A 21,411-nucleotide genomic window follows, 5' to 3' on the forward strand; every position below is an offset into this window, starting at 1 on the left:
GATTGACAGCCGAACCGGCAGCGGGACAAGACCCCCGGAATGGCCCACGTCTTCCGGAGGGTTTTCGCCCTGCGGACATCGGCCGAAAGTACTAGAAGCCTGAAAACCTGTTGCACCACAGGACATTCTGTCACGTCTCGTGCCTGCCGGAAAAATTCTCCGAAGAGACTGTCGGATCCGGGTCGGGCCGTTCGTAGCAGGGGTGAGGACGCCCGAACCGCTCGACCTGGTTGACTCGCGGGTCGACCCTGACACAGGAGAACGAGCATGCAATACCTGGTTTCCGTGATCGACGACAAGAGCAACCCCGGCAGCACCGACCGGCAGCCCCTGATCAGCGAGTTCAACGACCGGCTGATCGCCGAGGGGTACTGGGTCTTCGCGGGCGGGCTCGCCGACACCGACGCCGCCACCGTCATCGACAACCGGGGCGAGCAGGCGGTCGTCACCGACGGGCCCTACGTGGAGTCCAAGGAGTACCTCGCCGGCTTCTGGGTCTGGGAGGCGCCCGATCTCGACGTGGCGCTCAAGCTCGCCGCCGAGGCGTCGAAGGCCTGCGACCGGAAGATCGAGGTGCGGCCATTCCGGTGAACGACGTCGAAGAGGCGATCACCCGGGCCCACCACGCGGAGTGGGCCCGGGTGGTCGCCGCCCTGACCAGGCGCTTCGGTGACCTCGACATCGCCGAAGAGGCGGCCGCGGAAGCGTTCGCGATCGCCGTCGAGCGGTGGCCGGCCGACGGCGTACCCCCGAACCCCGGCGCCTGGCTGACCACCACCGCCCAGCGCAAGGCGATCGACCGGATCCGCCGCGAGAGCAAGCGCGACGACAAGCAGAAGGAGGCGGGGCTGGTGTACGACGACGACCCGCCCGAACCCCTCGGCGCCATCGACGACGACCGGCTCCGGCTGGTCTTCACCTGCTGCCACCCGGCGCTCGCCGTCGAGGCCCGCTTGGCGCTGACGCTGCGCATGGTCGGCGGCCTGACCGTGCCCGAGATCGCCCGCGCCTTCCTGGTGGCCGAGCCCGCCATGGGCCAGCGGATCACCCGCGCGAAGGCCAAGATCAAGGCGGCCCGCATCCCCTACCGCGTGCCGTCCGCCGAGGACCTCCCGGCTCGCGTCTCCGGCGTGCTGACCGTCCTCTTCCTCGTGTTCAACGAGGGTTACCTGGCGACCGGCCCGGACACCGACCCGGTGCGCCACGACCTGACCGCCGAGGCGATCCGGCTCACCCGCCTGATCCACGCCCTGCTGCCGGACGACGGCGAGGTGACCGGGCTGCTGGCGCTGATGCTGCTCACCGAGGCCCGCCGCCCCGCCCGGGTCTCGGCCGGCGGCGAGCTGGTCGCGCTCGACGAGCAGGACCGCGGGGCCTGGGACGCGGGGCTGATCGCCGAGGGCCACCGGCTGGTCCGCGAACGCCTGGCTGCCGGGGTGGCGCCGGGCCGCTACCAGATCCTGGCCGCGATCAACGCCGTGCACACGTCCGCCCGCGACATGCGCGACACCGACTGGTCGCAGATCCTCGCGCTCTACGACCAGCTCGTCCGCGTCGACGCTTCGCCGATCGTCGCGCTCAACCGGGCCGTCGCGGTCGCCGAGCTCGACGGCCCGCAGGTGGCGCTGGCCGCCGTCGACCAGCTCGAGCCCCAGCTGGCCGGCTACCACCCCTACCACGCCACGCGCGCCGACCTGCTGCGCCGGCTCGGCCGTGGCCAGGAGGCGCGCGCGGCCTACGACAAGGCCATCGAGCTGGCGGGCAACACCGCCGAGACGGCGTCGCTGACCCGTCGCCGCGACCAGCTGGCTACCGCGGACTGAGGTACCGCAGCAGCACGCTGGCGCCGTCCGTGAGCACCGAAGCCAGCTCCAGCGACGCCGGGTCGATCGCCCTGCCGACCGCCGCCCGGCTCGACGAACCCGCGACCAGGAAAGGGGCCACCGTCAGGCGGAACTCGTCGACGACGCCGGCCTCGATCAGCGAGCCGAACAGCCGCGGCCCGCCCTCGCAGTCGATGCGGCCCAGCCCCTCCGACACCAACGTCTCGACCACCTGCGTGGCCGAAACACCCGTCGAGCCCGCCACGAACACCCGGGCGCCGTTCGCGGTCCACGCGTCACGCAGCGACGCCGGCGCCGCCTCGGACGTGAACACCAGCGTCGGGACCGCCGCCTTCGTGATCACCGGGGCGTCCGGGGGCAGCGACCGCCCGGTCGTCACCACCGCGACCGGGGCGATCGGGGCCAGGCCGAACCGGCGGCGGCGCTCGGCCGCGCGCTCGTCGGGGCGCATGCCCTCGAAGCCCTCCGCCATCGCCGTGCCCGCGCCCACCAGCACGACGTCGGCGAGGTCGTGGCCCAGCCGGTAGACGATCCGGTCGGCCGGGGTCGACAGGCTCGCCGACCGGCCCTCGACCGTGATCGCGCCGTCCGCGCTGGACACGAAGTTGACCGCGACCCAGCGCGGGTCGGCCGGGTACCGGTACAGCTGCTCGAGCTCGTGGTCGTCGAGGCCGCGCTCGACCGGCCAGATCTGCCGGATCACTCCCATCGGACCGCCTTCGCCGGCGGGCGGGTGCCCGCGATGCTCGCCGCCATCTCGGCGACGTGCCGCGTCGCGCGCACGTGCCGGGTCCGGATGATCGCCGCGCCCGCCGACGCCGCGAGCGCCGCCAGCGCCAGGCCGGCCGGGGTCCCGTCGCCGGCCACCTCCAGCAGCACCGGGACGTCCTCGGGCAGGGACGGCGGCGACCGCAGCACCCCGACGTCCAGGACGAACCCGGGCAGGTCGGCCTTCGAAGCGCCGGCGTAACCGGCGCCGAAGCGCGCCGCGACGTCGCTGAGGTCGGCGCGCGCGAGGATCAGGTCCGCGCCGGCCGCGCAGCCGGCGGCCGCCACCGAGGCGTCCGCGGTGTCGACGGCCAGGACGACGTCGGGGAACTTCTCCCGGGTCCACGAGATCAGGGGTTCGACGCCGGTTCCGGCGAAACCCACGAGGTCGGCGCCGTCCTCGACGGCGCCCGAGACCGCCTCACGCGCCGCGTCGGGCTCCGGGAGCACCTGGATCGCGGCCAGCACCAGCGCGCGGTCACTGCTCAACCGGCGGCCCCGGAAGACGAGGTCGGGGGTCTTCATCGCGCTCTCCCTGCTGGACATCCGGGCCTCGCGATCATAAGCGAGCCGGCAGGTGCGCGTACTTCACCGGCAGGTGGCGGGGCCTCGTCGCCGGGCCACCCGACCCGTGGCGGAACTCCTCAGGAGGCGATGGCCTCGTTGATCGCCAGCAGCTCCTGCGCGGTGCGCGTGGCGGTGAATTCGATGACTTCGTAGCGGGCGAGCCGCTGGACGACGAAGGGGTCGCTGGCGAGCACCGCGTCGAGCTTGCCGCGCTGCACGGACCGGGTGAGGATCACGTGGTCGGCCGCGCCGTTCCCCTTTCCGGAAACGAGGAAGACCCCTCTCGTGAATTGTTTGCGCAACCATTCCGAATGGTCCGGGAGCGCGTAGTCGACTTCTGTTTCGGGCGCCGTGTAGGTCAGCAGGGCTATGTACATGATTCGATGGTAGAACTCTTCCGGCCGCGGCGCATCCGCCTGGCGAGTGTCGCGAAACACGCGTTTTTCTCATATTCGAGTCAAGAACAGCATAATTCCTTTACCAACGCTTTTCGACATTCTTCCGCATTGCCGTACGCCCGTCGTCGTACGCCGCGGTACCGCCACCGGGCCGACGCGGTGCCGCCCCGCGGGGCGCGACACTCGGTCCCATGAACGCAGTGACCCGGATCTGGCACGACGGCCGACGAGCCGAAAAGGTCGCCTACACCGTCGGCGCGGCGCTGTTCGTCAGCGGCGTCGTCCACGCGATCGTGCTCATCACCTCCGGCGGCTCGTGGCTGGGTCCGCTGTCGATGCGCAAGGCCGTCACGTTCGGCCTGTCGTTCGGGCTGACGCTCGCGTCGGTCGCCTGGGCGACGTCGTTCCTGACCGTCCGCCCGCGGCTGCGCGCGGCCCTGCTCGGCGCGTTCACCGCCGCGAGCGTCGTCGAGGTCGTCCTGGTCAGCATGCAGGCCTGGCGCGGGGTGCCGTCGCACTTCGACTTCGAGACGCCGTTCGACGCCGCCGTGTCGATGACGCTCGCCGCGGGCGGCGCCGTGCTCGTAGTGGTCGTCATCGGCTTCACGGCCGCGGCCCTGGTCGAACCCGGGCCGGAAGCGGCGAGCCTGCGCCTGGCCGTCCGCGCCGGCCTGGGCGTGCTGCTGGTCGCGCTCGCCACCGGCGCGGTGATGATCGGCCGCGGCGTCGTCGCGGCGCGCGGCGGCGACCCGCAAGCCGCGTACACGACCGCCGGGTCGCTCAAGCCGCTGCACGCGGTCGCGATGCATGCGATCCTCGTGCTCCCCGCACTGGCGTGGGTCCTGCGCTTCACGCGCTGGCCCGAGGCGCACCGGTTGCTGGTCGTGAAGATCGCGGTCGCCGCCGACGCCGTGCTCACGGCGGTCATCGGCGTCGAGTCCTTCACCGGCGTCAACCCGCTGACCGCACCCCTGCCGGTCCTGGCGTTGTCCCTGCTGTCCCTGGGCTTGCTGGCCGGCACCGGCGTTTACGCGCTGTCCGGCATTGAACCGCCCGTCCGGTTCACACGTATCCCCATCGGGAAGGCAAGGGGCCGGTGAAGCGGCGGACGGAGACCACGCGTGCGGCACGGCATGACCACCAGAGGCCTTTTCCAGCAGAACGCGGCCCACAGCCCGTCGTTCTTTTCCGTGGCTCTCGTCGCGCACTCCCGCGAGCCGGAACGGTCGATCAGCTGAGCACGTGGGCCATGGCCGGCTCGACGGCGAACGACCGGCCGTTCGCCGAGCTGGACCGCTCGGGCCGCACCCGCCGCCTGCGCCGGCTCGCCGAAGCGGCGTTGACCGGCTACGACGTGCCAGTCGCCCGGCTGACGCCACTGGGCCGCGGGCTCAACACGACGTTCCGCGTCGACGGCGCCGACGGCCACCGGTACGTGCTGCGGGTGCAGCGCGAGGACGGGCCGAGCGCCGCGCAGGTGCGGGCGGAGATGGCGTGGCTTTCCATGCTGTGCAAGGAAACCGACCTCGTCGTGCCGCGGCCGGTGCCGACGCGGGCGCGGGACCTGGTCACCGTCGTCGCCGACCCGGCGGTGCCGGAACCGCGGACGTGCGTGCTCTGCCACTGGGTCGACGGCCGGTTCGTCGACGAACGGCTCAGCGCACCGCAGCTGTACGCGGTGGGCGAGTTCACCGCGCGGCTGCACCTGCACGGCGCCCGGATGAACGGCCTAGACCGCGGGCGCGTCGACGACCTCACCGAGTTCGGCCGGTCCCAGGTGAACGGCTTCTCCGACGCGGTCCTCGACCGGGCGGTGACGCTGGCCGGCGACGACGAACGCGTCCGCGGCGCCGTCGAGCGGGTCCGCGCGGTGCGGGCCGGGCTGGGGTGCGGCGCCGACGTCTTCGGCCTGGTGCACGGCGACCTGCGCCAGGTGAACTACCTGTTCCACCGCGGGCGCGTGCGGGCCATCGACTTCGACGACTGCGGGTACGGGCACTACGCGTACGACCTCGCCGTCGCGCTCGACGAGCTCAAGCACCTGCCGCAGCGGGACGAGCTGCGCGAGGCGCTGCTGGACGGCTACCGGTCCGTGCGGCCCGACGCGGCCACGACCGAGCCGGCGGTGCTGAACGCCTTCGTCGGCCTCCGCCGGGTGCAGCTGCGGTTGCGCGCCTGACGTTACAGACCGGCGTTACAATTGCTACATGGCCGGACGATCGAGCAACGCCACCAGCACCCGCGACCGCCTGCTGCTGGCGGCCGGGCAGCTCCTGCACGAAGCGCAGGGCGGGGCGGTGTCGACGCGGGCGATCTGCGAACGCGCCGGCGTCCAGGCCCCCACGCTGTACCACCACTTCGGCAGCAAGCAGGGCCTGCTCGACGCGGTCGTCAACTACGGCTTCACGCAGTACGTGCAGGCCCCGGCACCGGGCGGCGACCCGGTCGACCGGATCCGCGCGGGCTGGGACCGGCACGTCGAGTACGGCCTGGAAAACCCGCAGTTCTACGTGCTGCTCTACGGCCAGATCGAACCCGGCGTGCCGTGCAACCTCACCTCCAGCGCCGAAGCGATGCTGCTGGAGCTGTTCACGCCGCTGGCGCGCGACGGCCGGCTGCGCGTCGACGCGGCGGAGGCCGCGCGGCAGTTCGCGGCGGCCAACAGCGGGGTCACGCTCAGCCTGATCGCGCAGCCCGAGGGGAGCCGCGACCTGGCGATGTCGACGCAGGTCCGGGAGTCGGTGCTGGCCGGGCTGCTCGCCGAGCGGCCGGACGGGGGCTCGTCCGTCGGCGCGCTCGCGGTCGCTTTGTCGACCCGGCTCGCGGACGACGTCGACGCCTTGACCCCGACCGAACGGCAGATGTTGCGGGAGTGGCTGCACCGCCTCTCGAACTGACCGCGCTACATTTGCTATATTAGGTCGCATGACAAGTGTAGCGAACCTCGGCACCTACGGCGTCTTCCTGTCCCCGCACCGCGACGACGTGACGCGCAAGCAACACGCCGTCGCGGCGGACCGGCTCGGCTACGGCACGGCCTGGCTCGGCACCGGGCGCGCCTCGATCAGCGACCTCGCCTTCGTCGAGGACATCCTGGCCTCGACCGAGCGGATCACCGTGGCGACGGCGATCGTGAACGTCTGGGCCGACGAGCCGGAGGCGCTGGCCGCGTCGTACCATCGGCTCGCGGACCGGTACGGAAAGCGCTTGCTGCTGGGGATCGGCGTCGGCCACCCCGAGTCGGTCACCGGCTACCACAGCCCGTACGCGACGCTCGTCGGCTTCCTCGACCGGCTCGACGCGGCCGGGGTGCCCGCCGAGGCCCGGGTGCTCGCCGCGCTCGGCGACCGGGTGCTGGAGCTGGCCCGGGACCGCACGGCGGGCGCGCACCCGTATCTCGTGCCGGTCGCGCACACGCGGCACGCCCGGTCGGTCCTCGGCGCGGGGAAGATCCTGGCGCCGGAGCAGAAGGTCGTCCTCGGCGACGCCGAGGAGGCTCGCGAAGTCGGCCGCGCCTTCATCCGCGAGCCCTACCTCGGGCTGCGCAACTACGTGAACAACCTGCTGCGCCACGGGTACACCGACGCCGACGTCGCGGGCGGCGGCAGCGACCGGCTGATCGACGACCTCGCGCTGCACGGGACGGCGGAGGACGTCGCGAAGCGGCTGCGGTCCCATGTGGACGCGGGCGCCGACCACGTGGCCGTCCAGGTGATCGGCCGGTCGGCCGAGGTGGAGGCGGAGAACCACCGCCGGCTGGCCGAAGTGCTGCTCTGATCAGCCGGACGCGCGGAGGACCCGCTTCCGGCTGGGACAGCGGAACGTGGCGATGCGCGCATCGCCACGCGCAGCACGGGATCAGCGCGCGGCGTCGGCGGCCTTCCGCGCTTCCTCGGCGGCCGCGTCGGCGCGCTCGTACGTTTCCTCCGCCTGCTCGAACTCCGCCGCCGCGCGCTCGGCGCGTTCCTCGGCCTCGGCCAGGCGGGTGCGCAGATCCTCGACGCGGGCCGTGGCCTGCTCGGCCGCGCGTTCGGTGCGGACGAGGTCGCGCTCGGCCACCGCGCGTTCCTTGGCCAGCTCGGCGGCTTCCTTGCGCAGCCGCTCGCGTTCGGCGCGGGCGCGTTCACGCTCCTTGCGGTCCGCTTCCTCGCGCCGGTGGTCCTTTTTGGGCTTCGCCGGTTCGGCTTTTTCCACCAGTTTCGCGGACCGCTTACCGGTCGACGCCGGAGCCGACGCGGCGAGGGTGAACCACTGGTCGGTGTCCTGGTGCGCCACCGAAGTCAGGCGCCCGGCGAGGGCGAGCGCCGCCGTGCCCGGGTCGGCCGCCACGGCCTCGAGCGTCGCCTCGACCTCGCGGGACACGGTGTCGCTCATCGACGGCAGCCCGTGGACGATCCGCCGCACCAGCTCGCCGCGGCGGCGGGTCAGCGCCCGCAGCTCGTCGCCGGCCAGGCGGGTGTGCGCGTCGCGCAGCTCGTCGCCGAGCTCGGCCAGTTCGCGCAGCTCGGCGGCGTCTTCCCGGGCCAGGCGGTTGACGATCGCCGCGGCCGTGGTCGGCTTCCGCAGCTCGCGGATCTTGGCCGCGAGCTCGGCGTCCCCCTCGGCCTTCGCCGCTTTCGCCGCCGCGTTGCGCGCGTTGACGAACTCCGCGAGGTCACCCCCGTAGAGCTCGCCGGCCACCGTGTCGAAGTCCATCGCGCTCCAGCGAACCACATCGGACTGGTGCGAGCACCTGCGAAGGGTCATCATCGGGGACATGTACTTCGATCTGGGTGTCCGGGACTTCCTCGACCGCGCGGAAACGGTGTACCCGGACCGCGTCGCGGTGGTCGACGAGCCGGACCAGCCCGCGCCGAGCTGGGGTTCGCTCACCTACGCCGAAGTCGCGCGGCGGGCCCGCGCGCAGGCGGCCAACCTCGACGCGCTGGGCGTGCCGGTCGGCGGGCGCGTCGCGATGGTGTCGCACAACGCCGCGCGGCTGCTCGTGTCGTTCTTCGGCGTGTCCGGCTGGGGCCGCATCCTGGTTCCGGTGAACTTCCGGCTCGCGCCCGCCGAAGTCAAGTACATCGTGGAGCATTCCGGCGCCGAGGTGCTGATCGTCGACCCCGAGCTGGAGCACCTGCTGGACACGGTGACGGCCAAGCACGTCTTCGTCCTCGGCCGCGACGACGAGGCGATCTGGGGTGGCGGCGGGACACCGCGCCCGTGGGCCGGCGACGAGTCGGCGACGGCGACCATCAACTACACGTCCGGGACGACGGCGCGGCCGAAGGGCGTCCAGCTCACCCAGCGCAACCTCTGGCTGAACGCGGCCGTCTTCGGCCTGCACACGACGTTGAGCGACAACGACGTCCTGCTGCACACGCTGCCGATGTTCCACTGCAACGGCTGGGGCATGCCGTACGCGGTGACCGGCCTCGGCGGGCGGCACATCGTGCTGCGCAAGGTCGACGGCACCGAGATCCTGCGCCGCATCGAAGAGCACGGTGTGACGATCCTGTGCGCCGCACCGGCAGTGGTCACGGCGGCCCTGGACGGCGCGGCGACCTGGGAAGGCGAAATCCCGGGCCGCGACCGCGTCCGGATCGTGGTGGCCGGCGCACCCCCGCCGACGCGCACGATCGAGCGGGTGCGCGCGGAACTGGGCTGGGAGTTCATCCAGATCTACGGCCTGACCGAGACGGCACCGCTGCTGACGGTCAACCGGATGCGCAGCGAGTGGGCCGACCTGGACCCGCACGAGCAGGCCCGCCTGCTCGGCCGCGCGGGCACGCCGGCGCTGGGCGTCCGGATCGCCGTCGACACGGACGGCGAGGTGCTGGCCCAGTCGAACCACAACCTGGACGGCTACTGGGAGAACCCGGCCGAGACCGCGCGCGTGCAGGAAGGCAACTGGTTCCACACGGGCGACGGCGGAACCTTCGAAGACGGCTACCTGACGATCGCCGACCGCAAGAAGGACGTCATCATCTCGGGCGGCGAAAACGTGTCGTCGATCGAGGTGGAGGACGCGCTGATCTCCCACCCGGCGGTCCGCGAGGCCGCGGTGATCGGCATCCCGGACGAGAAGTGGGGCGAGCTGGTGACGGCTCTGGTGGTGACCTCTTCGGAGGTGACCGCCGAAGAGCTGATCAAGCACTGCCGGGAGTACCTGGCGGGGTACAAGTGCCCGAAGCGGGTGGAGTTCCTCGACGAGCTGCCCCGCACGGCGACCGGGAAGATCCAGAAGTTCAAGCTGCGGGAGCCGTTCTGGAAGGACCAGTCCCGGCAGGTCAACTGACGCCGGGCCGCTAAGCTGCCGATCATGGGGGTTCCCGGCTGGTGGCAGCGGGTGGTGGCGGTGAGCGCGCACTTCGCCGCGGTGGAGCCACTCCATGTGAACGAACACGGCTTCGGTCCCAACGCGCAGTACTACCTGCGGGTCGGCGAGCTGGGCCGGGGTTTCGCCACCGATCCCGAGGTCGGCGAGGCCGAGCGCGGCCGCGTCTTGGCGGTGCTGGACGACCTGCTCGGCGACGAAAGCGAGCCGCACCGCCGCGCGATCGCCCTGACGTTCCTGTGGCCCCTCGCCGGACAGCCGCGCCCGGCGGATCTGGGTGAGCGGGTGCGGCGGGAGCTGGACCTGATCGCCGGGCACCGGCCGGCCGCCGACGCGGATCCCGCTTCCTGGCCCGAACTCGCGGAGCTGGCCAGGGCCGAGCTGGAACGCTGCGGTGTGCCCGCGACGGTGGTCCCACGTGGCGCCCGCCCGGCGCCGACGGGAGTCGTGCTGTCGGTGAGCGCCGAAGAACCCGCCGGTGTCTTCCTGGAGTGGAACCCCTTCGACAGCGAGTCCGAGCGGTACCAGGTCCTCGCCGGGACCGGCGACCAGTACTTGAGCGACTACGCGGACGACCTCCGTGACCTCTTCGCGCGGGCGGCGCTGGACGTGCTCGCCGCGGCCGGGTTCCACACCGCGGTGCGGTACGACTTCTTGTACGGCCGGACGCGCGTCTGCCGCGTCCTGGGCCCACCGGCCATCCCCTTCGACTGAGTGGTGGAATCCTTGACGGCCAACAGAGTTCCGGCGTGGTGGGGTGCGCTGCTGGCGGCGAGCGAGCACCTGGCCGAGTTCGACGCCGAGCAGGTGCGGAGCTGGCGCGAGCGCTGCGCTTCCGACATCCCGGCCGGCGAAGAGCTTCCGCCCGACCGCCAACAGCCGCGGGGCATCCGGGTCATGTCGCTGGGCCGCGCGTTCGCGTCGGACCCGGACATCGGCACCGCCGAACGGCTCCGCGTGCTGGCCGTGCTCGACGACGTGCTCGGCGACGCCGGAGACCCGGACCGGCACACCGTCATCGCCATGTTCCTGCGCACGGCGCTCGACCTCGAGTCGGTGCGGGAACTGTGGCCGTCACTGGGCCTTCGCGTCCGGCGCGTGTGCGTTCTGCTGTTCACATCGTGGCCCGCCGGCGCGCCGGAATGGATGACCGTCGCCCCGCAGTGGAAACCCGCGCTCGTCGCGCGAATCCGCGCCGAAGGCCGCGACGCGCCGGGCGAACCGCTCGTGACGGATCCCCTCGTCGTCGACGGGCTGGAGGATCCCGACGAGATCGTCACCCTGGCGCCGCCGGAGGCGATCGCGGCCTGGAGCGATCTGGCCGGAAAGGTCCACGCGGAGCTGACGCGCGTGGGGATCGACGCGACCATCGAAACGCGGCTGTTCGACCCCACGCCCGGCGTCCACATCGCCCTGAACCTCACGCTGCCGCCCTACGGCGTCACGCTCGAGTGGCACAGCCCGCTCCAGAACGCGAAGGCGTACAACGACGACCTCCTCGCTCAGAACCGGACCGAGCTGCTGGCCTACTCGATCGAAGCGCGCGAAATCCTGCTGCGGGCCGCCCTGGACGTGCTCGCCGCGGCCGGGTTCCGGACGATGGTCCACTACTACTTCCCGCACGACCGCGCCTGCGAGTACCGGGTCCTCGCGCCGCCGGAGCACCCGATCGGCTGAGCTCAGAGCAGCCGGAAGAACGTCCGCACGTCCTCGGCGAACAGCTCCGGCTGCTCGTAAGCGGCGAAGTGGCCGCCGCGGTCCAGCTCGTGCCAATGCCGGATGTCCGGGTACCGCTTCGCCGCCCACCGGCGCGACGGCCGCGGCATCTCCTTCGGGAAGATCGAACAGCCCACCGGCACGTCGACCGTGTCGTCCGTGGCCTCCGAGAACCACTTCTGCACCTGCCGGATGCTCTCCCAGTACAACCGCGCCGACGAGGCCGCCGTGCCGGTGAGCCAGTACAGGGTCACGTCGTCCAGCAGTTCGTCGCGGGTGAACGGGAAGCCGTCCGACCACGCGTGGAACTTCTCGACCAGCCAGCCGCACAACCCCGCCGGCGAATCCAGCAGCCCGTAGCCGACGGTCTGCGGACGGGTCGACTGCAGCACCGAGTACCCGTCCTCCCACCGCTGCGCGTGCTCCAGCGCGGCCAGCGCGTCCCGCTCAGCGGGAGTCAGGTCGTCGAACGTCGCGGGATCCGGCGCCGCGATCGGCGGGTTCAGGTGGATGCCCGCCAGGTGCGCCGTGTCCTGCTGGGCCAGCGACGTCGTGATCGACGTCCCCCAGTCGCCGCCCTGGGCGCCGTACCGCGAGTAGCCCAGGCGGGCCATCAGTTCGGCCCAGGCGGCAGCGATCCGCTCGATGCCCCAGCCCGGCGTCGACGGTTTGTCGCTGAAGCCGTACCCCGGAAGCGACGGGATCACCAGGTGGAACTCCCCCGCGAGAAGGGGGATCACCTTGAGGAACTCCAGGAACGACCCGGGCCAGCCGTGCGTGAGGATCAGCGGGAGCGCCTCGGCACGGGCCGAACGCACGTGCAGGAAGTGGATGCCCAGGCCGTCGATTTCCGTGCGGTACTGCGGAAACCGGTTCACCCGCGCCTCCAGCGCACGCCAGTCGTAGCCGGAAGCCCAGTAGTCGCACAGAGAACGCAGGTACGCCAGCGGCGTGCCCTGGCTCCAGTCGTCGGGGCCGGCCTCGGGCCAGCGCGTCCGGCGCAACCGCGCGCGCAGGTCTTCGAGGTCGGCCCCGGGAACCTCGACGCGGAACGGCTTCACGCCGGGACGTACGTCAGCTGCACGACGCCGTTGGCGAACGTCGCCGACTTCTTCAGCACCAGCGGGAACGTCGGCCCCTCCTCGGGGAACAGCCGCCTCCCGCGGCCCACGACGATCGGGTACAGCAGCAGGTTCAGCTCGTCGACCAGGCCTTCGGACAGCAGCCAGCGCACCGCCGTCGTGCTGCCGCTGGTCATGATGTCGCCGCCGGGCTCGGTCTTCAGCGCGCGGACCGCCGAGGCCGGGTCGCCGGTCAGCAGCGTCGAGTTCTTCCAGCTCACTTCGGACAACGTGGCCGAAAGCACGTACTTGCGCACGTTGTTCATGAACTCGGCGCCTTCGTCGTCCTCGACGGTCCGGCCGGGCCACGCCTCGGCGAACCCTTCGTAGGTGACGCGCCCGAGCAGCATCGCGTCGGCCGCGGCCATCCCGCCGCCGACGGCCTGGCCGATTTCGTCGCTCCAATACCGGAGCGACCACTTGTCGGGCGCCTCGACCACGCCGTCGAGCGAGATGAACAGGTTCGAAACGATCTTGCGCATGGGCACCCTTCGGTTGAGGGGTCCCACTATAAACCGGGAAAACGTCAGGACCGTCCACTCGCGACAGTCGCACGAACGCGCACGCTGTCGGCCTCCGCGCGGGCGCGTTCCTCCTCCGTCGCCGGCTCCAGCCGCGCCGGGACGTCCTTGTGGTGGGGCGTTCCGGCGATCGGGTCGCGGTCGAGCGCGTCGGTCAGCAGGTTGATCCGCGGGCCGCTGACCACGCGACGGCCGTCGGCGTCCGGGTGGGCCATGCCGTAGCCGTGCGGCAACGCCAGCTGCCCCGGCCGCAGTCCCGGGTCGGCTTCGGCGCGGACGACCACGCGGCCGGCCGGCGTCACGACCGCCACCCAGTCACCCGCCGAAGCGCCGATCGACGCCAGTTCTTCGGGACGCGCCCGCAGCGCGCCATCCGGATCCGTGCGGCGCCAGCGCGGGTCGCGCAGGATCTGGTTCGCATTGTGCGCCCGGCGCTGCCCGTTCAGCAGCGAATACGGGAACGCCGGGTCGGGCCGCTCCGAAGCCGGGTCGAGCGACGAGAGCCAGTCCAGCAGTTCCGGCACGGCCAGCCGGACGCGCGCACGGCGCATCAGGCTCCACACCTCGTCCTGCTCGTGCGCCGAGAACGGCGTCGGCCCGGCCAAGATCCGCGAGAAGAGCTCCTCCCCCAGCTCGACACCGGTCGCGGAGCTGCCCAGGGCCCGCTGCACCGGCACGGTCATCGTCTTCGCCGCGCGGTGGCACCCCGCCCACAGCGGCGCGATCGACGCCGCGCCGTCCGGCAGCGACGCGCCCAGCGTCCGGTACAGCAGCACCGGCAGGATCGCGGACCGCTCCGGCATCGCCTGGACCAGCGCCCCGAGCCCGGCCTGCAGCTCCGGACGCGGACCCTCGGCCAGCGAAGCCAGGACGTCGGACGGCGGCAGCACGCCCAGCGCGTCGAACAGCCGCGTGTAGATCTCGGCTTCGACCAGCGTGCCCGGCAACGGGTCCAGCAGCGGCGGCCGCAGCTGGAAGTAGTTCGTCGGCCACTCGAAGGTGAAGAGCGTGAACTCCCACTTCTCGTGCTGCGACGCCGCCGGCAGCACGTAGTCCGCCAGCGCGGCCGTCTCCGTGTACGCGATGTCGACGACAACCGACAGCTCGGTCTCGCGGATCGCGCGTTCGACGTCGCGCGTGCCCGCGAAGGTGTTGGCCGGGTTCGACGACTCGACCCACAGCGCGCGGACGCGGTTCGGGTGGTCGGTCAGGATCTCCTCGGCCAGCGTGTTCGCCGGCAGCAGGCCGCCGATGTACTCGAACCCGGTGACCTCGGAGCGCTTGCCGCCGCCCGAACCCCACAGCGGCAGCAGCCACGAGTGCAGGTTGTTGGTCCCCCGCCGGCCGAAGTGCCCGGTGACCAGGTACAACAGTTTCTCGAGGTAGCTGTTGAGCGTCGAGTGCCGGCCCTGCTGGATGCCCAGTTCGACGCGCACCGTCATGGCGCGCGCCGCCAGGATCAGGTCGACGGCCTTGTCGACGTCCACACGGGACACTTCGGCGTGCGCGATCCACTCGTCCACCGGGATCTTCGCCAGCACCGCCGCGACCTCGTCGAAGCCTTCGGTCCGGGAAGCGAGGAACGCGGAATCCGCGCCGCCGCGTTCGAGCAGCAGCGCCAGGATCGCGCCCAGCAGGTAGGCGTCGGTGCCCGGGCGCAGCGGCAGGTGCAGGTCCGCGATCTCCGCCGTCTCGGTGCGCCGCGGGTCGATCACGAGCATCTTGCGCGCGGGGTCGTTCTTGATCGTGTTGAGCGCGTGCCGGGCGTTGCTGAACCCGTGGGCCTGCCAGGGGTTGCAGCCGAGCACGAGCAGCAGGTCGCAGTGCTCGACGTCCTCGGCGGTGTGCACGAGCGTCGAGCCGTACATCTGCCCGTTGACCCAGAAGTCGCCGGTCTTCTCCTGCGACAGCGCGTTGAAGTGGCGCGTCGAGTTCATCCACTTCAGCAGCGACGCGCCATACGCGCCGCCGGAGTGGTTGCCCTGGCCACCGCCGCCGACGTAGGCGAACGAGCCGGGCCGGCCGGCTTCGGTGTCGGCGTCCCGGATTTCGCGCAGCTTCGCGGCGATCTCGGTGAGCGCGGTGTCCCAGTCGATGGGCTCGTGGGTGCCGTCGGGACGCCGGCGCAGCGGCGTCGTCAGCCGGTCGTCGTGGTCGCCGTACCAGGTCAGGCGCTGCGCCTTCTGGCACAGGTACCCGGCCGAGCGCGGGTGCGCCTTGTCGCCGCGGACGCGGGTGATCTTCCGGCCGTCGAGCTGCACCTCCAGCCCGCAGTTCAGGTAGCAGAGGCTGCACGCGGTGCGGTGCCACTCGCCGGTCATATCAGCTCCAATGCGCGGCCGAGCGTCGTGAGACGCGCGTCGAGCGTTTCGCCGGCCGGGTACAGCCGGACCGTGTCGATCCCGGTGTCGCGCCAGACGCGCAGCCGCTCCCGGACCATTTCTTCGGTGCCGATCAGCGTGGTGCCGAGGACCATCTCGTCGGTGACGAGCGCGGTCGCGCCGTCGCGGTCGCCGGCCTGCCAGCGCTCGCGGACCTCGGCGGCGACGTCCGCCCAGCCCTGGCGGCTGTAGGCGTCGTTGTAGAAGTTCGTGTTGGCCGAGCCCATCCCGCCGAGGCTGAAGGCCAGTTCCTTCTTGCGGCTGCCGACCAGCACGCGCAGCTCGTCTTCGTTGGCGGCGAAGGCGACTTCGGCGCCCTGGCAGACGTCGATGTCCTTCCGCGTGCGACCCGACTTCGCGAGCCCCGCGTCGAGGGGGCCGAAGTACGCGTCGGCGCCCTCGGGGACGAAGCTGGTGCCGAGCCAGCCGTCCGCGACTTCGCCGGTCAGTTCCAGGAGCTTCGGCGACAAAGTCGCCAGGTAGATCGGGATGTCGGGGTTCGGCGCGGTGGACAGCCGCATCGGCCGCGCGTCCCCGGGCAGCGGGATTTCGAACGCCTTGCTGGAGAACGAAATCTTCTCCCCCGCGAACGCCTGGCGGATGATCTCGACCGTCTCGCGCATGCGGGTCAACGGTTTCGCGAACGGGACGCCGTGCAGGCCCTCGATCACCTGCGGCCCGGACGGGCCCAGGCCCAGGGCGAACCGGCCGCCGGACAGGTCGGCCAGCGTCAGCGCGGCCTGCGCGATGGCGACCGGCGTGCGCGTGCCGAGCTGGATGATCCCGGAGCCGAGCCGGATCCGGTCGGTGCGGGCGGCGAGGTAGCCGAGCGCGGACGGCGCGTCCGCGCCCCAGGCTTCGGCGACCCAGCAGACGTCGAGACCGAGCTTTTCCGCCTCCAGCACGAAGTCCAGCGTCGTGCGGGTGTCCTTGGAGAACTCGACGGTGGTCGCGGTCCTCACGGGTTTTCCACCCGCTCCTTGATCGCCGCGAGGTTGCCGATCATCGCGGCTTCGAACTCGCGCAGCCGCACGAAGACGATCTTCTGTTCCTTCTCGGGCATCCGGTCGATGGCGAACGACAGCCCGGACCGGCCCGGACCCATCTGCATCCACTGGCTCAGGCGCGTGCCGCCGTTGTCGGGCTCGAGGGTGAACTTCCAGACCGCGCTCGGGCGGTCCGGGTCCGCGACGGCCCAGGAGAACACGCGCGGGGCCTCGCATTCGACGACGTAGGAGGTCGTCTCCCACTCGCCGAACGCGTCGTGCTTGCTCCGGCCGACGAACGTCCGGCCCTGCTCGCACCATTCGACGGACTGCAGTTCCGCGCTCAGCGACGGCATCAGCGAGATGTCCGAAACGACCGGCCAGACGTCCTCGGGGACGGCGTCGATCCAGGTCGAGACCTCGGCCGTCGGCTTGTCCGCGTACCGCGCGCCTGTCCACTCCATCGTGGTCGCCACTCCCCTCATCTATCCGGTGACCACGATAGTTGCGTAGATAGACCTACCCTGTCAACGTCACTCCTGCCGCGCGAAGCGGGCTTCGACGTCCGGGCGCTGCGCCAGCCGCGGCGGGAAGCCGGGACCGCGGCGCATCCGAGTGTCGTCCGGTGTCATCGGCTCCCGGCACTCCGCGCAGACGATTTCGGCGTGCGTGTCGTGCCCGCAGGCGAGGTGGTGCACGGTGATCGGCGGCCCCGCTTCGGCGGCGAGCCACTTGTCGCCCCAGCGCGTCATGGCGAGCAGCACGGGGTAGAAGTCGCGGCCCTTCTCGGTGAGGACGTAGTCGTAGCGCACCGGCTCGCTCTGGTAGGCGACCTTCTCCAGCAGCCCCTCCTCAACCAGCCGCTTGAGCCGGTCGGCGAGGGTGTTGCGCGCGATGCCGAGCGCCTGCTGGAACTCGTCGAACCGGCGGACGCCGTAGAAGGCGTCCCGCAGCACGAGCGGGGTCCACCAGTCGCCGAGCAGGTCCATGGTGCGTGCGATCGAGCACGGCCACTTCGCGAACGAGGTCCGTTTCATGCGGCCGAGCGTACCCCGTTGCCGAGAAGGACTCAGCAGGTCAGCCGCATGACGACGCGCCGAGCTGTTGGATGGCTGACCTCGACGAAGCCGGCGTCGGCGAAGATCCCGGCCGTGCCGACGAACAGTTCGGCGGGCCAGGCGACCTGCTGCCCGGGTGCGACCAGCATCGGGTACCCCTCGACCGCGCGGGCCCCACGCTCGCGCGCGAAGCCCGGGGCCGCCTTCGCCAGCGCGGCGCTCACCCCGCGCCGGCGAAAGCCCTTGCGGGTGACGAAGCACGTCACCGCCCAGACGCTGTCGTCCGCCGGGTCCTCGTCACGCCCGGACCAGACGACGCGGCTGCCGAGCAGGTGCGGGTAGGCCGTGCGCGGTTCGACCGCGCACCAGCCGGCGGGCTCGCCGTCGAGGTAGGCGACGAGCCCGGTGGCGTGGTCCGCGGTCTGTCGCCGGAACCGCTCGGCACGCTCCGGCGGGGTGCCCGCCCGCCACTGCGCGGGCGTCTGCTTGAAGTACTGGCACCGGCAGCGGGCCGGGTCCCCGCGGTCACCGAAGATCGCCTCCAGGTCCGCCCAGGACGCTTCGTCGACCGGTACGACAGTCAGCATCTCGCCGACGTTAGACCAGGTGCCCCGTGGTGACGTCGACGTACTCGGGCACTTCGTCGTGCGCGTCGCCGACCGAGAGCGTCCCGGCCGGCTCGACCAGCAGCACGCTCGCGCCCGTCTTCGACGACGGCTTGTGGAACGTCCCCTTCGGCACCACGAAGACCTGGCCGCGCGCGAGGGTGACGACGCGCTCGTCCGGGTCGCGCACGCCGATCTCGATCTCGCCGTCGAGGACCAGGAAGAACTCGTCGGTGTCCTGGTGGACGTGCCAGACGTGCTCACCGTCGAACCGGGCGAGCCGGATGTCGTAGTCGTTGACGCGGGTGACGATCCGCGGGCTCCAGGCGGCGTCGAAGGTCGCCAGGACTTCGTTCAGGTCGATCGGGTTCATGCGTCCCATGCTCGGCCTGGCGCTCCGCCGGCGCGAGTGCTAGGAATCGCACATGCCGCAAGAATTCTCGCACCGGGTCGTCGCGATCGTGACGGCGGAGTCGAACCCCTTCGAAATGGGCGTCGCGACCGAGCTGTTCGGGCTGCGGCGCCCGGAGCTGGACCGCCCCTGGTACGACTTCACGCTCTGCGCCGCGACCCCGGACGTCCGGATGAACCTCGGCATGTTCACGCTCACCGGCGTCGCCGGCATCGAGGCGGCCGACACCGCGGACACCTTGATCGCGCCGGCCCGGCCGGACACGGGCGTGCCGACGGACCCGGCGATCATCGCGGCGATCCGCCGCGCCGCCGCTCGCGGCGCCCGGCTGGTCAGCTTCTGCACGGGCGCGTTCGCGCTCGCCGAAGCCGGCGTGCTCGACGGCAAGCGGGCGACCACCCACTGGCAGTGGGCGGCCGACTTCGCCTCGCGGTTCCCCGCGGTCCGGTGGGAGCCGGACGTGCTGTTCGTCGACGAGGGCAACATCCTGACGGCGGCGGGCAGCGCGGCTTCCCTCGACCTGGGTCTGCACATCATCCAGCGCGACCACGGCGCCGAAGTCGTCAACGCGGTCAGCCGCCGCCTGGTGTTCACCGGCCACCGCGACGGCGGCCAGCAGCAGTTCATCGCGCGGCCGGTGCCGGCGGTGCCGGAGACATCGCTGGCACCGGTGCTCGCGTGGGCGCTGGGCCGCCTGGACCAGCCCCTGACGGTCACCGACCTGGCCACCCGCGCGGCGACGAGCCCGGCGACGCTGCACCGGAAGTTCCGCGCGGAGCTGGGCACCACACCGCTGGCGTGGCTGACGACGGAGCGGGTGTCGCTGGCGTGCCGCCTGATCGAGCGCGGTGAGCTGCGCTTGGACCGGGTGGCTTCGGCGAGCGGCTTCGGCACGGCGGCCAACTTGCGCCTGCAGCTGCGCCGGCACACTGGGTTGAGCCCGAGCGCGTACCGCCGCCGCTTCGGGCCTGCCGCTTAGGAAGCCTGGACGCGGCTGCGGGCCAACGCTTCCTGCTGCACCCGGGCCGGGTCGGCCGTACGTCGGCGAAGCGCTCTCGCGTCGATCAGCCCGCGAGCTGTGATCGGTTTTCCGATGGCCGCCCCAGCCTGGGCTATTGGTGGCCGGGGGCGCACCAGGCCTACCGTCGAAGGCACGGCGAGCTGGGGTTCTCTTCGCCGTTCCACCGACAAATCGGAGTTTCCGTTGCGCATCAAGCAGTTCGGCGCCGTGCTGGCCGCGGCCGCCGTCTTCGCCCTGCCGGCGACGCCCGCGACGGCGGCGTCGAGGATCATTCCCCTCGACGCCGCGACCGGGCAGCAGCCGGAGAACATCACCCTGGAGCCCGACGGCTCCGCCGACCTCACGTTCGCCTGGAGCGGCGAGATCGGCCGGGTCACGCCCGGCGGCCGGGTGAGCGTCATCGCCCGCGTCCCGGTGCCGGCCGACGGCGACATCCCGGTCGTCCACAAGAAACTCTTCCTCGGCGGCATCGTCCGCGCGCCCGGTGGCGACCTGTACTTCGCCGTCTCGACCGGCACCGCGGCGACCGGCCTCTACCGCGTCCGGCCCAACGGCACCCCGGTCCAGGTCGCTTCGCTGCCGCCGTCCGGGTTCCAGAACGGCGTCGCGCGCGATCCGGCGACCGGCGACCTCTTCGTCGCCGACTCGTTCGGCTCGACAGTCTGGCGGGTCTCCCGCGGGCGCGTCACCGCCTTCGCGACCGGCGAGCTGCTCGCGCCGGTGAGCGGCTTCGGCGCCAACGGGATCAAGGTCCACGCCGGCGCCGTCTGGGTGTCCAACCTGGACCGCGGCACGCTGGTCCGGTTCCCGCTCACCGGAGCACCGGGCCGGGTCGTCGCGTCGGGCCTCGGGCCGGTCGACGACTTCGCGTTCCACGGCGGCACGGTCGTCGCCGCGATCAACCAGGACAACCGGGTCGTGACGGTCGGCGAGACCGGAACGAAGACGATTCTGTCCACTTCGGACGGACTGGCCAACCCGACGGCGGTCGCCGTCCGCGGTGACACGGTCTACGTGACCGACGGCGCCTACTTCGCGGGATCGCCGAACCTCCTCCGGACCCGGCTCGACCGGTAGCGGCCGCGATGCGCAATTTGCAGTCTGCAGCTGGCAGCCACGCCCTCCGATGATCGGCACGTGCATCCGCACGCGAGCTGTGCACGCTCTCCGTCACGCGAGCGGCGCGCACGCGCGAAATGGTTGCTGTGCGCCAAATCCGCCGGTATGTTGGCGCCGTCCCGGTCGGCCGACAATGGCTCCCGGGACTCGCGCTGCTCGGCCGTGGTGGGGAGGCCCGCCGAGAGAGCGCTTTCCGGAGGTAGGGGTCGCCGCCGGACAGGGAGGGAAGCAGTGCCTTGGTGTACCCGGGGACGGTCATGGACGACGGCGTGACCGAGCCGTACCTGGTCGGGCAGGACGCCATCGCGGGCGAGCTCAGCCGCGGCAAGTGGTGCGTCTACCTGCACGAATGGCTCGGCGACGAGCACGACCTGCCGACGTGGCGGCTGCAGGTGGCCGAGCACGCGGCCGAGTTCGGCATCGACGTGTGCTTCATGGACATCCCGCGCAAGGACATGACGCTGGTGGCGAACGTGCACGCGCTGCCCAGCTTCGAGCAGGTCACCCAATCCGTGGCGGCGCTGGAGCACTACCGCGGGATGGTCGCGGACCGCCGCCGTTCGGCCCAGTGACCC

General features: G+C 71.8%; 24 protein-coding genes. 12 read left to right on the forward strand and 12 right to left on the reverse strand.

Going from position 1 to position 21,411, the window contains the following annotated elements; all coding sequences use genetic code 11:
- The first annotated feature begins 267 nt into the window (after positions 1-267).
- Together ACZ7OH_RS02265 and ACZ7OH_RS02270 are read left to right on the forward strand one after the other, a co-directional pair.
- Positions 268-591 carry a YciI family protein gene (locus ACZ7OH_RS02265; RefSeq protein WP_470279201.1) on the forward strand — a complete coding sequence of 108 codons (324 nt, stop codon included), beginning with the start codon at positions 268-270 and terminating at the stop codon, positions 589-591.
- The gene (locus ACZ7OH_RS02270) at positions 588-1,823 is read left to right on the forward strand and encodes an RNA polymerase sigma factor (RefSeq protein ID WP_470279202.1); all 1,236 of its coding nucleotides are present in this window, start codon (positions 588-590) and stop codon (positions 1,821-1,823) included. Before ACZ7OH_RS02265 ends, ACZ7OH_RS02270 begins: the two co-directional genes overlap by 4 nt.
- Here ACZ7OH_RS02270 and ACZ7OH_RS02275 read toward each other — a convergent pair.
- The 3 genes from ACZ7OH_RS02275 to ACZ7OH_RS02285 form a co-directional block, all read right to left on the reverse strand.
- On the reverse strand, positions 1,810-2,547 hold the full coding sequence (locus tag ACZ7OH_RS02275; RefSeq protein WP_470279572.1) for a dihydrofolate reductase family protein: 738 nt from the start codon (positions 2,545-2,547) through the stop codon (positions 1,810-1,812). The genes ACZ7OH_RS02270 and ACZ7OH_RS02275 overlap by 14 nt on opposite strands.
- Positions 2,544-3,137 carry a dihydropteroate synthase gene (locus ACZ7OH_RS02280; RefSeq protein ID WP_470279203.1) on the reverse strand — a complete coding sequence of 198 codons (594 nt, stop codon included), beginning with the start codon at positions 3,135-3,137 and terminating at the stop codon, positions 2,544-2,546. Before ACZ7OH_RS02280 ends, ACZ7OH_RS02275 begins: the two co-directional genes overlap by 4 nt.
- Before the next feature lie 119 nt (positions 3,138-3,256).
- Positions 3,257-3,556, reverse strand: coding sequence for a YciI family protein (locus ACZ7OH_RS02285; RefSeq protein WP_470279573.1), 300 nt, complete (start codon positions 3,554-3,556; stop codon positions 3,257-3,259).
- Positions 3,557-3,768: 212 nt separating this feature from the next.
- Here ACZ7OH_RS02285 and ACZ7OH_RS02290 point away from each other — a divergent pair, with 212 nt between their 5' ends.
- From ACZ7OH_RS02290 to ACZ7OH_RS02305, 4 genes are all read left to right on the forward strand, one after another.
- A complete protein-coding gene (locus ACZ7OH_RS02290; protein ID WP_470279204.1) occupies positions 3,769-4,677 on the forward strand; it encodes a hypothetical protein in 909 nt (302 codons plus the stop codon).
- A 149-nt stretch (positions 4,678-4,826) separates the two neighbouring features.
- Entirely contained in the window at positions 4,827-5,756 is a 930-nt protein-coding gene (locus ACZ7OH_RS02295) for a phosphotransferase enzyme family protein (protein ID WP_470279205.1), read from the forward strand.
- A 28-nt stretch (positions 5,757-5,784) separates the two neighbouring features.
- A complete protein-coding gene (locus tag ACZ7OH_RS02300; protein WP_470279206.1) occupies positions 5,785-6,474 on the forward strand; it encodes a TetR/AcrR family transcriptional regulator in 690 nt (229 codons plus the stop codon).
- A gap of 28 nt (positions 6,475-6,502) precedes the next feature.
- The gene (locus ACZ7OH_RS02305; RefSeq protein ID WP_470279207.1) at positions 6,503-7,354 is read left to right on the forward strand and encodes a TIGR03620 family F420-dependent LLM class oxidoreductase; all 852 of its coding nucleotides are present in this window, start codon (positions 6,503-6,505) and stop codon (positions 7,352-7,354) included.
- Positions 7,355-7,435: 81 nt separating this feature from the next.
- Here the strand turns inward: ACZ7OH_RS02305 and ACZ7OH_RS02310 are convergent, their stop codons facing one another.
- Positions 7,436-8,272 (reverse strand): hypothetical protein, encoded by an 837-nt coding sequence (locus ACZ7OH_RS02310; protein WP_470279208.1) that lies wholly within the window; start codon positions 8,270-8,272, stop codon positions 7,436-7,438.
- Positions 8,273-8,333: 61 nt separating this feature from the next.
- On the opposite strand from ACZ7OH_RS02310, the gene ACZ7OH_RS02315 reads away from it, so the two are divergent.
- From ACZ7OH_RS02315 to ACZ7OH_RS02325, 3 genes are read left to right on the forward strand one after another with little or no spacing between them, the layout of a single operon-like run.
- The gene (locus tag ACZ7OH_RS02315) at positions 8,334-9,857 is read left to right on the forward strand and encodes an AMP-binding protein (RefSeq protein WP_470279209.1); all 1,524 of its coding nucleotides are present in this window, start codon (positions 8,334-8,336) and stop codon (positions 9,855-9,857) included.
- A gap of 24 nt (positions 9,858-9,881) precedes the next feature.
- The gene (locus ACZ7OH_RS02320) at positions 9,882-10,610 is read left to right on the forward strand and encodes a hypothetical protein (RefSeq protein WP_470279210.1); all 729 of its coding nucleotides are present in this window, start codon (positions 9,882-9,884) and stop codon (positions 10,608-10,610) included.
- 12 nt (positions 10,611-10,622) lie between these two features.
- Positions 10,623-11,573: a hypothetical protein gene (locus tag ACZ7OH_RS02325; protein WP_470279211.1), complete on the forward strand. Its 951-nt coding sequence runs from the start codon at positions 10,623-10,625 to the stop codon at positions 11,571-11,573.
- Positions 11,574-11,575: 2 nt separating this feature from the next.
- Here the strand turns inward: ACZ7OH_RS02325 and ACZ7OH_RS02330 are convergent, their stop codons facing one another.
- The 8 genes from ACZ7OH_RS02330 to ACZ7OH_RS02365 form a co-directional block, all read right to left on the reverse strand.
- Positions 11,576-12,673 (reverse strand): epoxide hydrolase family protein, encoded by a 1,098-nt coding sequence (locus ACZ7OH_RS02330; protein ID WP_470279212.1) that lies wholly within the window; start codon positions 12,671-12,673, stop codon positions 11,576-11,578.
- On the reverse strand, positions 12,670-13,215 hold the full coding sequence (locus tag ACZ7OH_RS02335; protein ID WP_470279213.1) for a dihydrofolate reductase family protein: 546 nt from the start codon (positions 13,213-13,215) through the stop codon (positions 12,670-12,672). The genes ACZ7OH_RS02330 and ACZ7OH_RS02335 overlap by 4 nt, the downstream gene beginning before the upstream one ends.
- A gap of 44 nt (positions 13,216-13,259) precedes the next feature.
- Complete coding sequence (locus tag ACZ7OH_RS02340; RefSeq protein WP_470279214.1) at positions 13,260-15,575, reverse strand: molybdopterin-dependent oxidoreductase; 2,316 nt, start codon at positions 15,573-15,575, stop codon at positions 13,260-13,262.
- Positions 15,572-16,597 (reverse strand): LLM class flavin-dependent oxidoreductase, encoded by a 1,026-nt coding sequence (locus ACZ7OH_RS02345; protein WP_470279215.1) that lies wholly within the window; start codon positions 16,595-16,597, stop codon positions 15,572-15,574. Before ACZ7OH_RS02345 ends, ACZ7OH_RS02340 begins: the two co-directional genes overlap by 4 nt.
- Positions 16,594-17,085, reverse strand: a complete 492-nt coding sequence (locus tag ACZ7OH_RS02350) for an SRPBCC family protein (RefSeq protein ID WP_470279216.1) — start codon at positions 17,083-17,085, stop codon at positions 16,594-16,596. Before ACZ7OH_RS02350 ends, ACZ7OH_RS02345 begins: the two co-directional genes overlap by 4 nt.
- 69 nt (positions 17,086-17,154) lie before the next feature.
- Entirely contained in the window at positions 17,155-17,658 is a 504-nt protein-coding gene (locus ACZ7OH_RS02355; protein ID WP_470279217.1) for a winged helix-turn-helix transcriptional regulator, read from the reverse strand.
- Between the two features lie 32 nt (positions 17,659-17,690).
- Entirely contained in the window at positions 17,691-18,266 is a 576-nt protein-coding gene (locus ACZ7OH_RS02360; RefSeq protein ID WP_470279218.1) for a GNAT family N-acetyltransferase, read from the reverse strand.
- Positions 18,267-18,276: 10 nt separating this feature from the next.
- On the reverse strand, positions 18,277-18,657 hold the full coding sequence (locus ACZ7OH_RS02365; RefSeq protein WP_400893989.1) for a cupin domain-containing protein: 381 nt from the start codon (positions 18,655-18,657) through the stop codon (positions 18,277-18,279).
- Positions 18,658-18,709: 52 nt separating this feature from the next.
- Between ACZ7OH_RS02365 and ACZ7OH_RS02370 the strand changes: the two genes are divergently transcribed.
- The 3 genes from ACZ7OH_RS02370 to ACZ7OH_RS02380 all read left to right on the forward strand — a co-directional run bounded on the left by ACZ7OH_RS02370 (position 18,710) and on the right by ACZ7OH_RS02380 (position 21,408).
- Positions 18,710-19,675, forward strand: coding sequence for a helix-turn-helix domain-containing protein (locus tag ACZ7OH_RS02370; protein WP_470279219.1), 966 nt, complete (start codon positions 18,710-18,712; stop codon positions 19,673-19,675).
- Positions 19,676-19,900: 225 nt separating this feature from the next.
- Positions 19,901-20,794 carry an SMP-30/gluconolactonase/LRE family protein gene (locus ACZ7OH_RS02375; RefSeq protein WP_470279220.1) on the forward strand — a complete coding sequence of 298 codons (894 nt, stop codon included), beginning with the start codon at positions 19,901-19,903 and terminating at the stop codon, positions 20,792-20,794.
- A 281-nt stretch (positions 20,795-21,075) separates the two neighbouring features.
- Positions 21,076-21,408 carry a hypothetical protein gene (locus tag ACZ7OH_RS02380; RefSeq protein ID WP_470279221.1) on the forward strand — a complete coding sequence of 111 codons (333 nt, stop codon included), beginning with the start codon at positions 21,076-21,078 and terminating at the stop codon, positions 21,406-21,408.
- Positions 21,409-21,411 lie beyond the last annotated feature (3 nt).

Source organism: Amycolatopsis sp. NPDC114478 (assembly GCF_055633805.1).

Excerpts from the sequence above, each read along its gene's own strand:
- ACZ7OH_RS02340 (WP_470279214.1), bottom strand. The coding sequence starts at position 15,575 with ATGACCGGCGAGTGGCACCGCACCGCGTGCAGCCTCTGCTACCTGAAC.
- ACZ7OH_RS02365 (WP_400893989.1), bottom strand. The coding sequence starts at position 18,657 with ATGAACCCGATCGACCTGAACGAAGTCCTGGCGACCTTCGACGCCGCC.
- ACZ7OH_RS02335 (WP_470279213.1), bottom strand. The coding sequence starts at position 13,215 with ATGCGCAAGATCGTTTCGAACCTGTTCATCTCGCTCGACGGCGTGGTC.
- ACZ7OH_RS02320 (WP_470279210.1), top strand. The coding sequence starts at position 9,882 with ATGGGGGTTCCCGGCTGGTGGCAGCGGGTGGTGGCGGTGAGCGCGCAC.
- ACZ7OH_RS02310 (WP_470279208.1), bottom strand. The coding sequence starts at position 8,272 with ATGGACTTCGACACGGTGGCCGGCGAGCTCTACGGGGGTGACCTCGCG.
- ACZ7OH_RS02295 (WP_470279205.1), top strand. The coding sequence starts at position 4,827 with ATGGCCGGCTCGACGGCGAACGACCGGCCGTTCGCCGAGCTGGACCGC.
- ACZ7OH_RS02350 (WP_470279216.1), bottom strand. The coding sequence starts at position 17,085 with ATGGAGTGGACAGGCGCGCGGTACGCGGACAAGCCGACGGCCGAGGTC.
- ACZ7OH_RS02300 (WP_470279206.1), top strand. The coding sequence starts at position 5,785 with ATGGCCGGACGATCGAGCAACGCCACCAGCACCCGCGACCGCCTGCTG.
- ACZ7OH_RS02265 (WP_470279201.1), top strand. The coding sequence starts at position 268 with ATGCAATACCTGGTTTCCGTGATCGACGACAAGAGCAACCCCGGCAGC.
- ACZ7OH_RS02360 (WP_470279218.1), bottom strand. The coding sequence starts at position 18,266 with ATGCTGACTGTCGTACCGGTCGACGAAGCGTCCTGGGCGGACCTGGAG.
- ACZ7OH_RS02315 (WP_470279209.1), top strand. The coding sequence starts at position 8,334 with ATGTACTTCGATCTGGGTGTCCGGGACTTCCTCGACCGCGCGGAAACG.
- ACZ7OH_RS02280 (WP_470279203.1), bottom strand. The coding sequence starts at position 3,137 with ATGAAGACCCCCGACCTCGTCTTCCGGGGCCGCCGGTTGAGCAGTGAC.
- ACZ7OH_RS02290 (WP_470279204.1), top strand. The coding sequence starts at position 3,769 with ATGAACGCAGTGACCCGGATCTGGCACGACGGCCGACGAGCCGAAAAG.
- ACZ7OH_RS02370 (WP_470279219.1), top strand. The coding sequence starts at position 18,710 with ATGCCGCAAGAATTCTCGCACCGGGTCGTCGCGATCGTGACGGCGGAG.
- ACZ7OH_RS02285 (WP_470279573.1), bottom strand. The coding sequence starts at position 3,556 with ATGTACATAGCCCTGCTGACCTACACGGCGCCCGAAACAGAAGTCGAC.
- ACZ7OH_RS02305 (WP_470279207.1), top strand. The coding sequence starts at position 6,503 with ATGACAAGTGTAGCGAACCTCGGCACCTACGGCGTCTTCCTGTCCCCG.
- ACZ7OH_RS02355 (WP_470279217.1), bottom strand. The coding sequence starts at position 17,658 with ATGAAACGGACCTCGTTCGCGAAGTGGCCGTGCTCGATCGCACGCACC.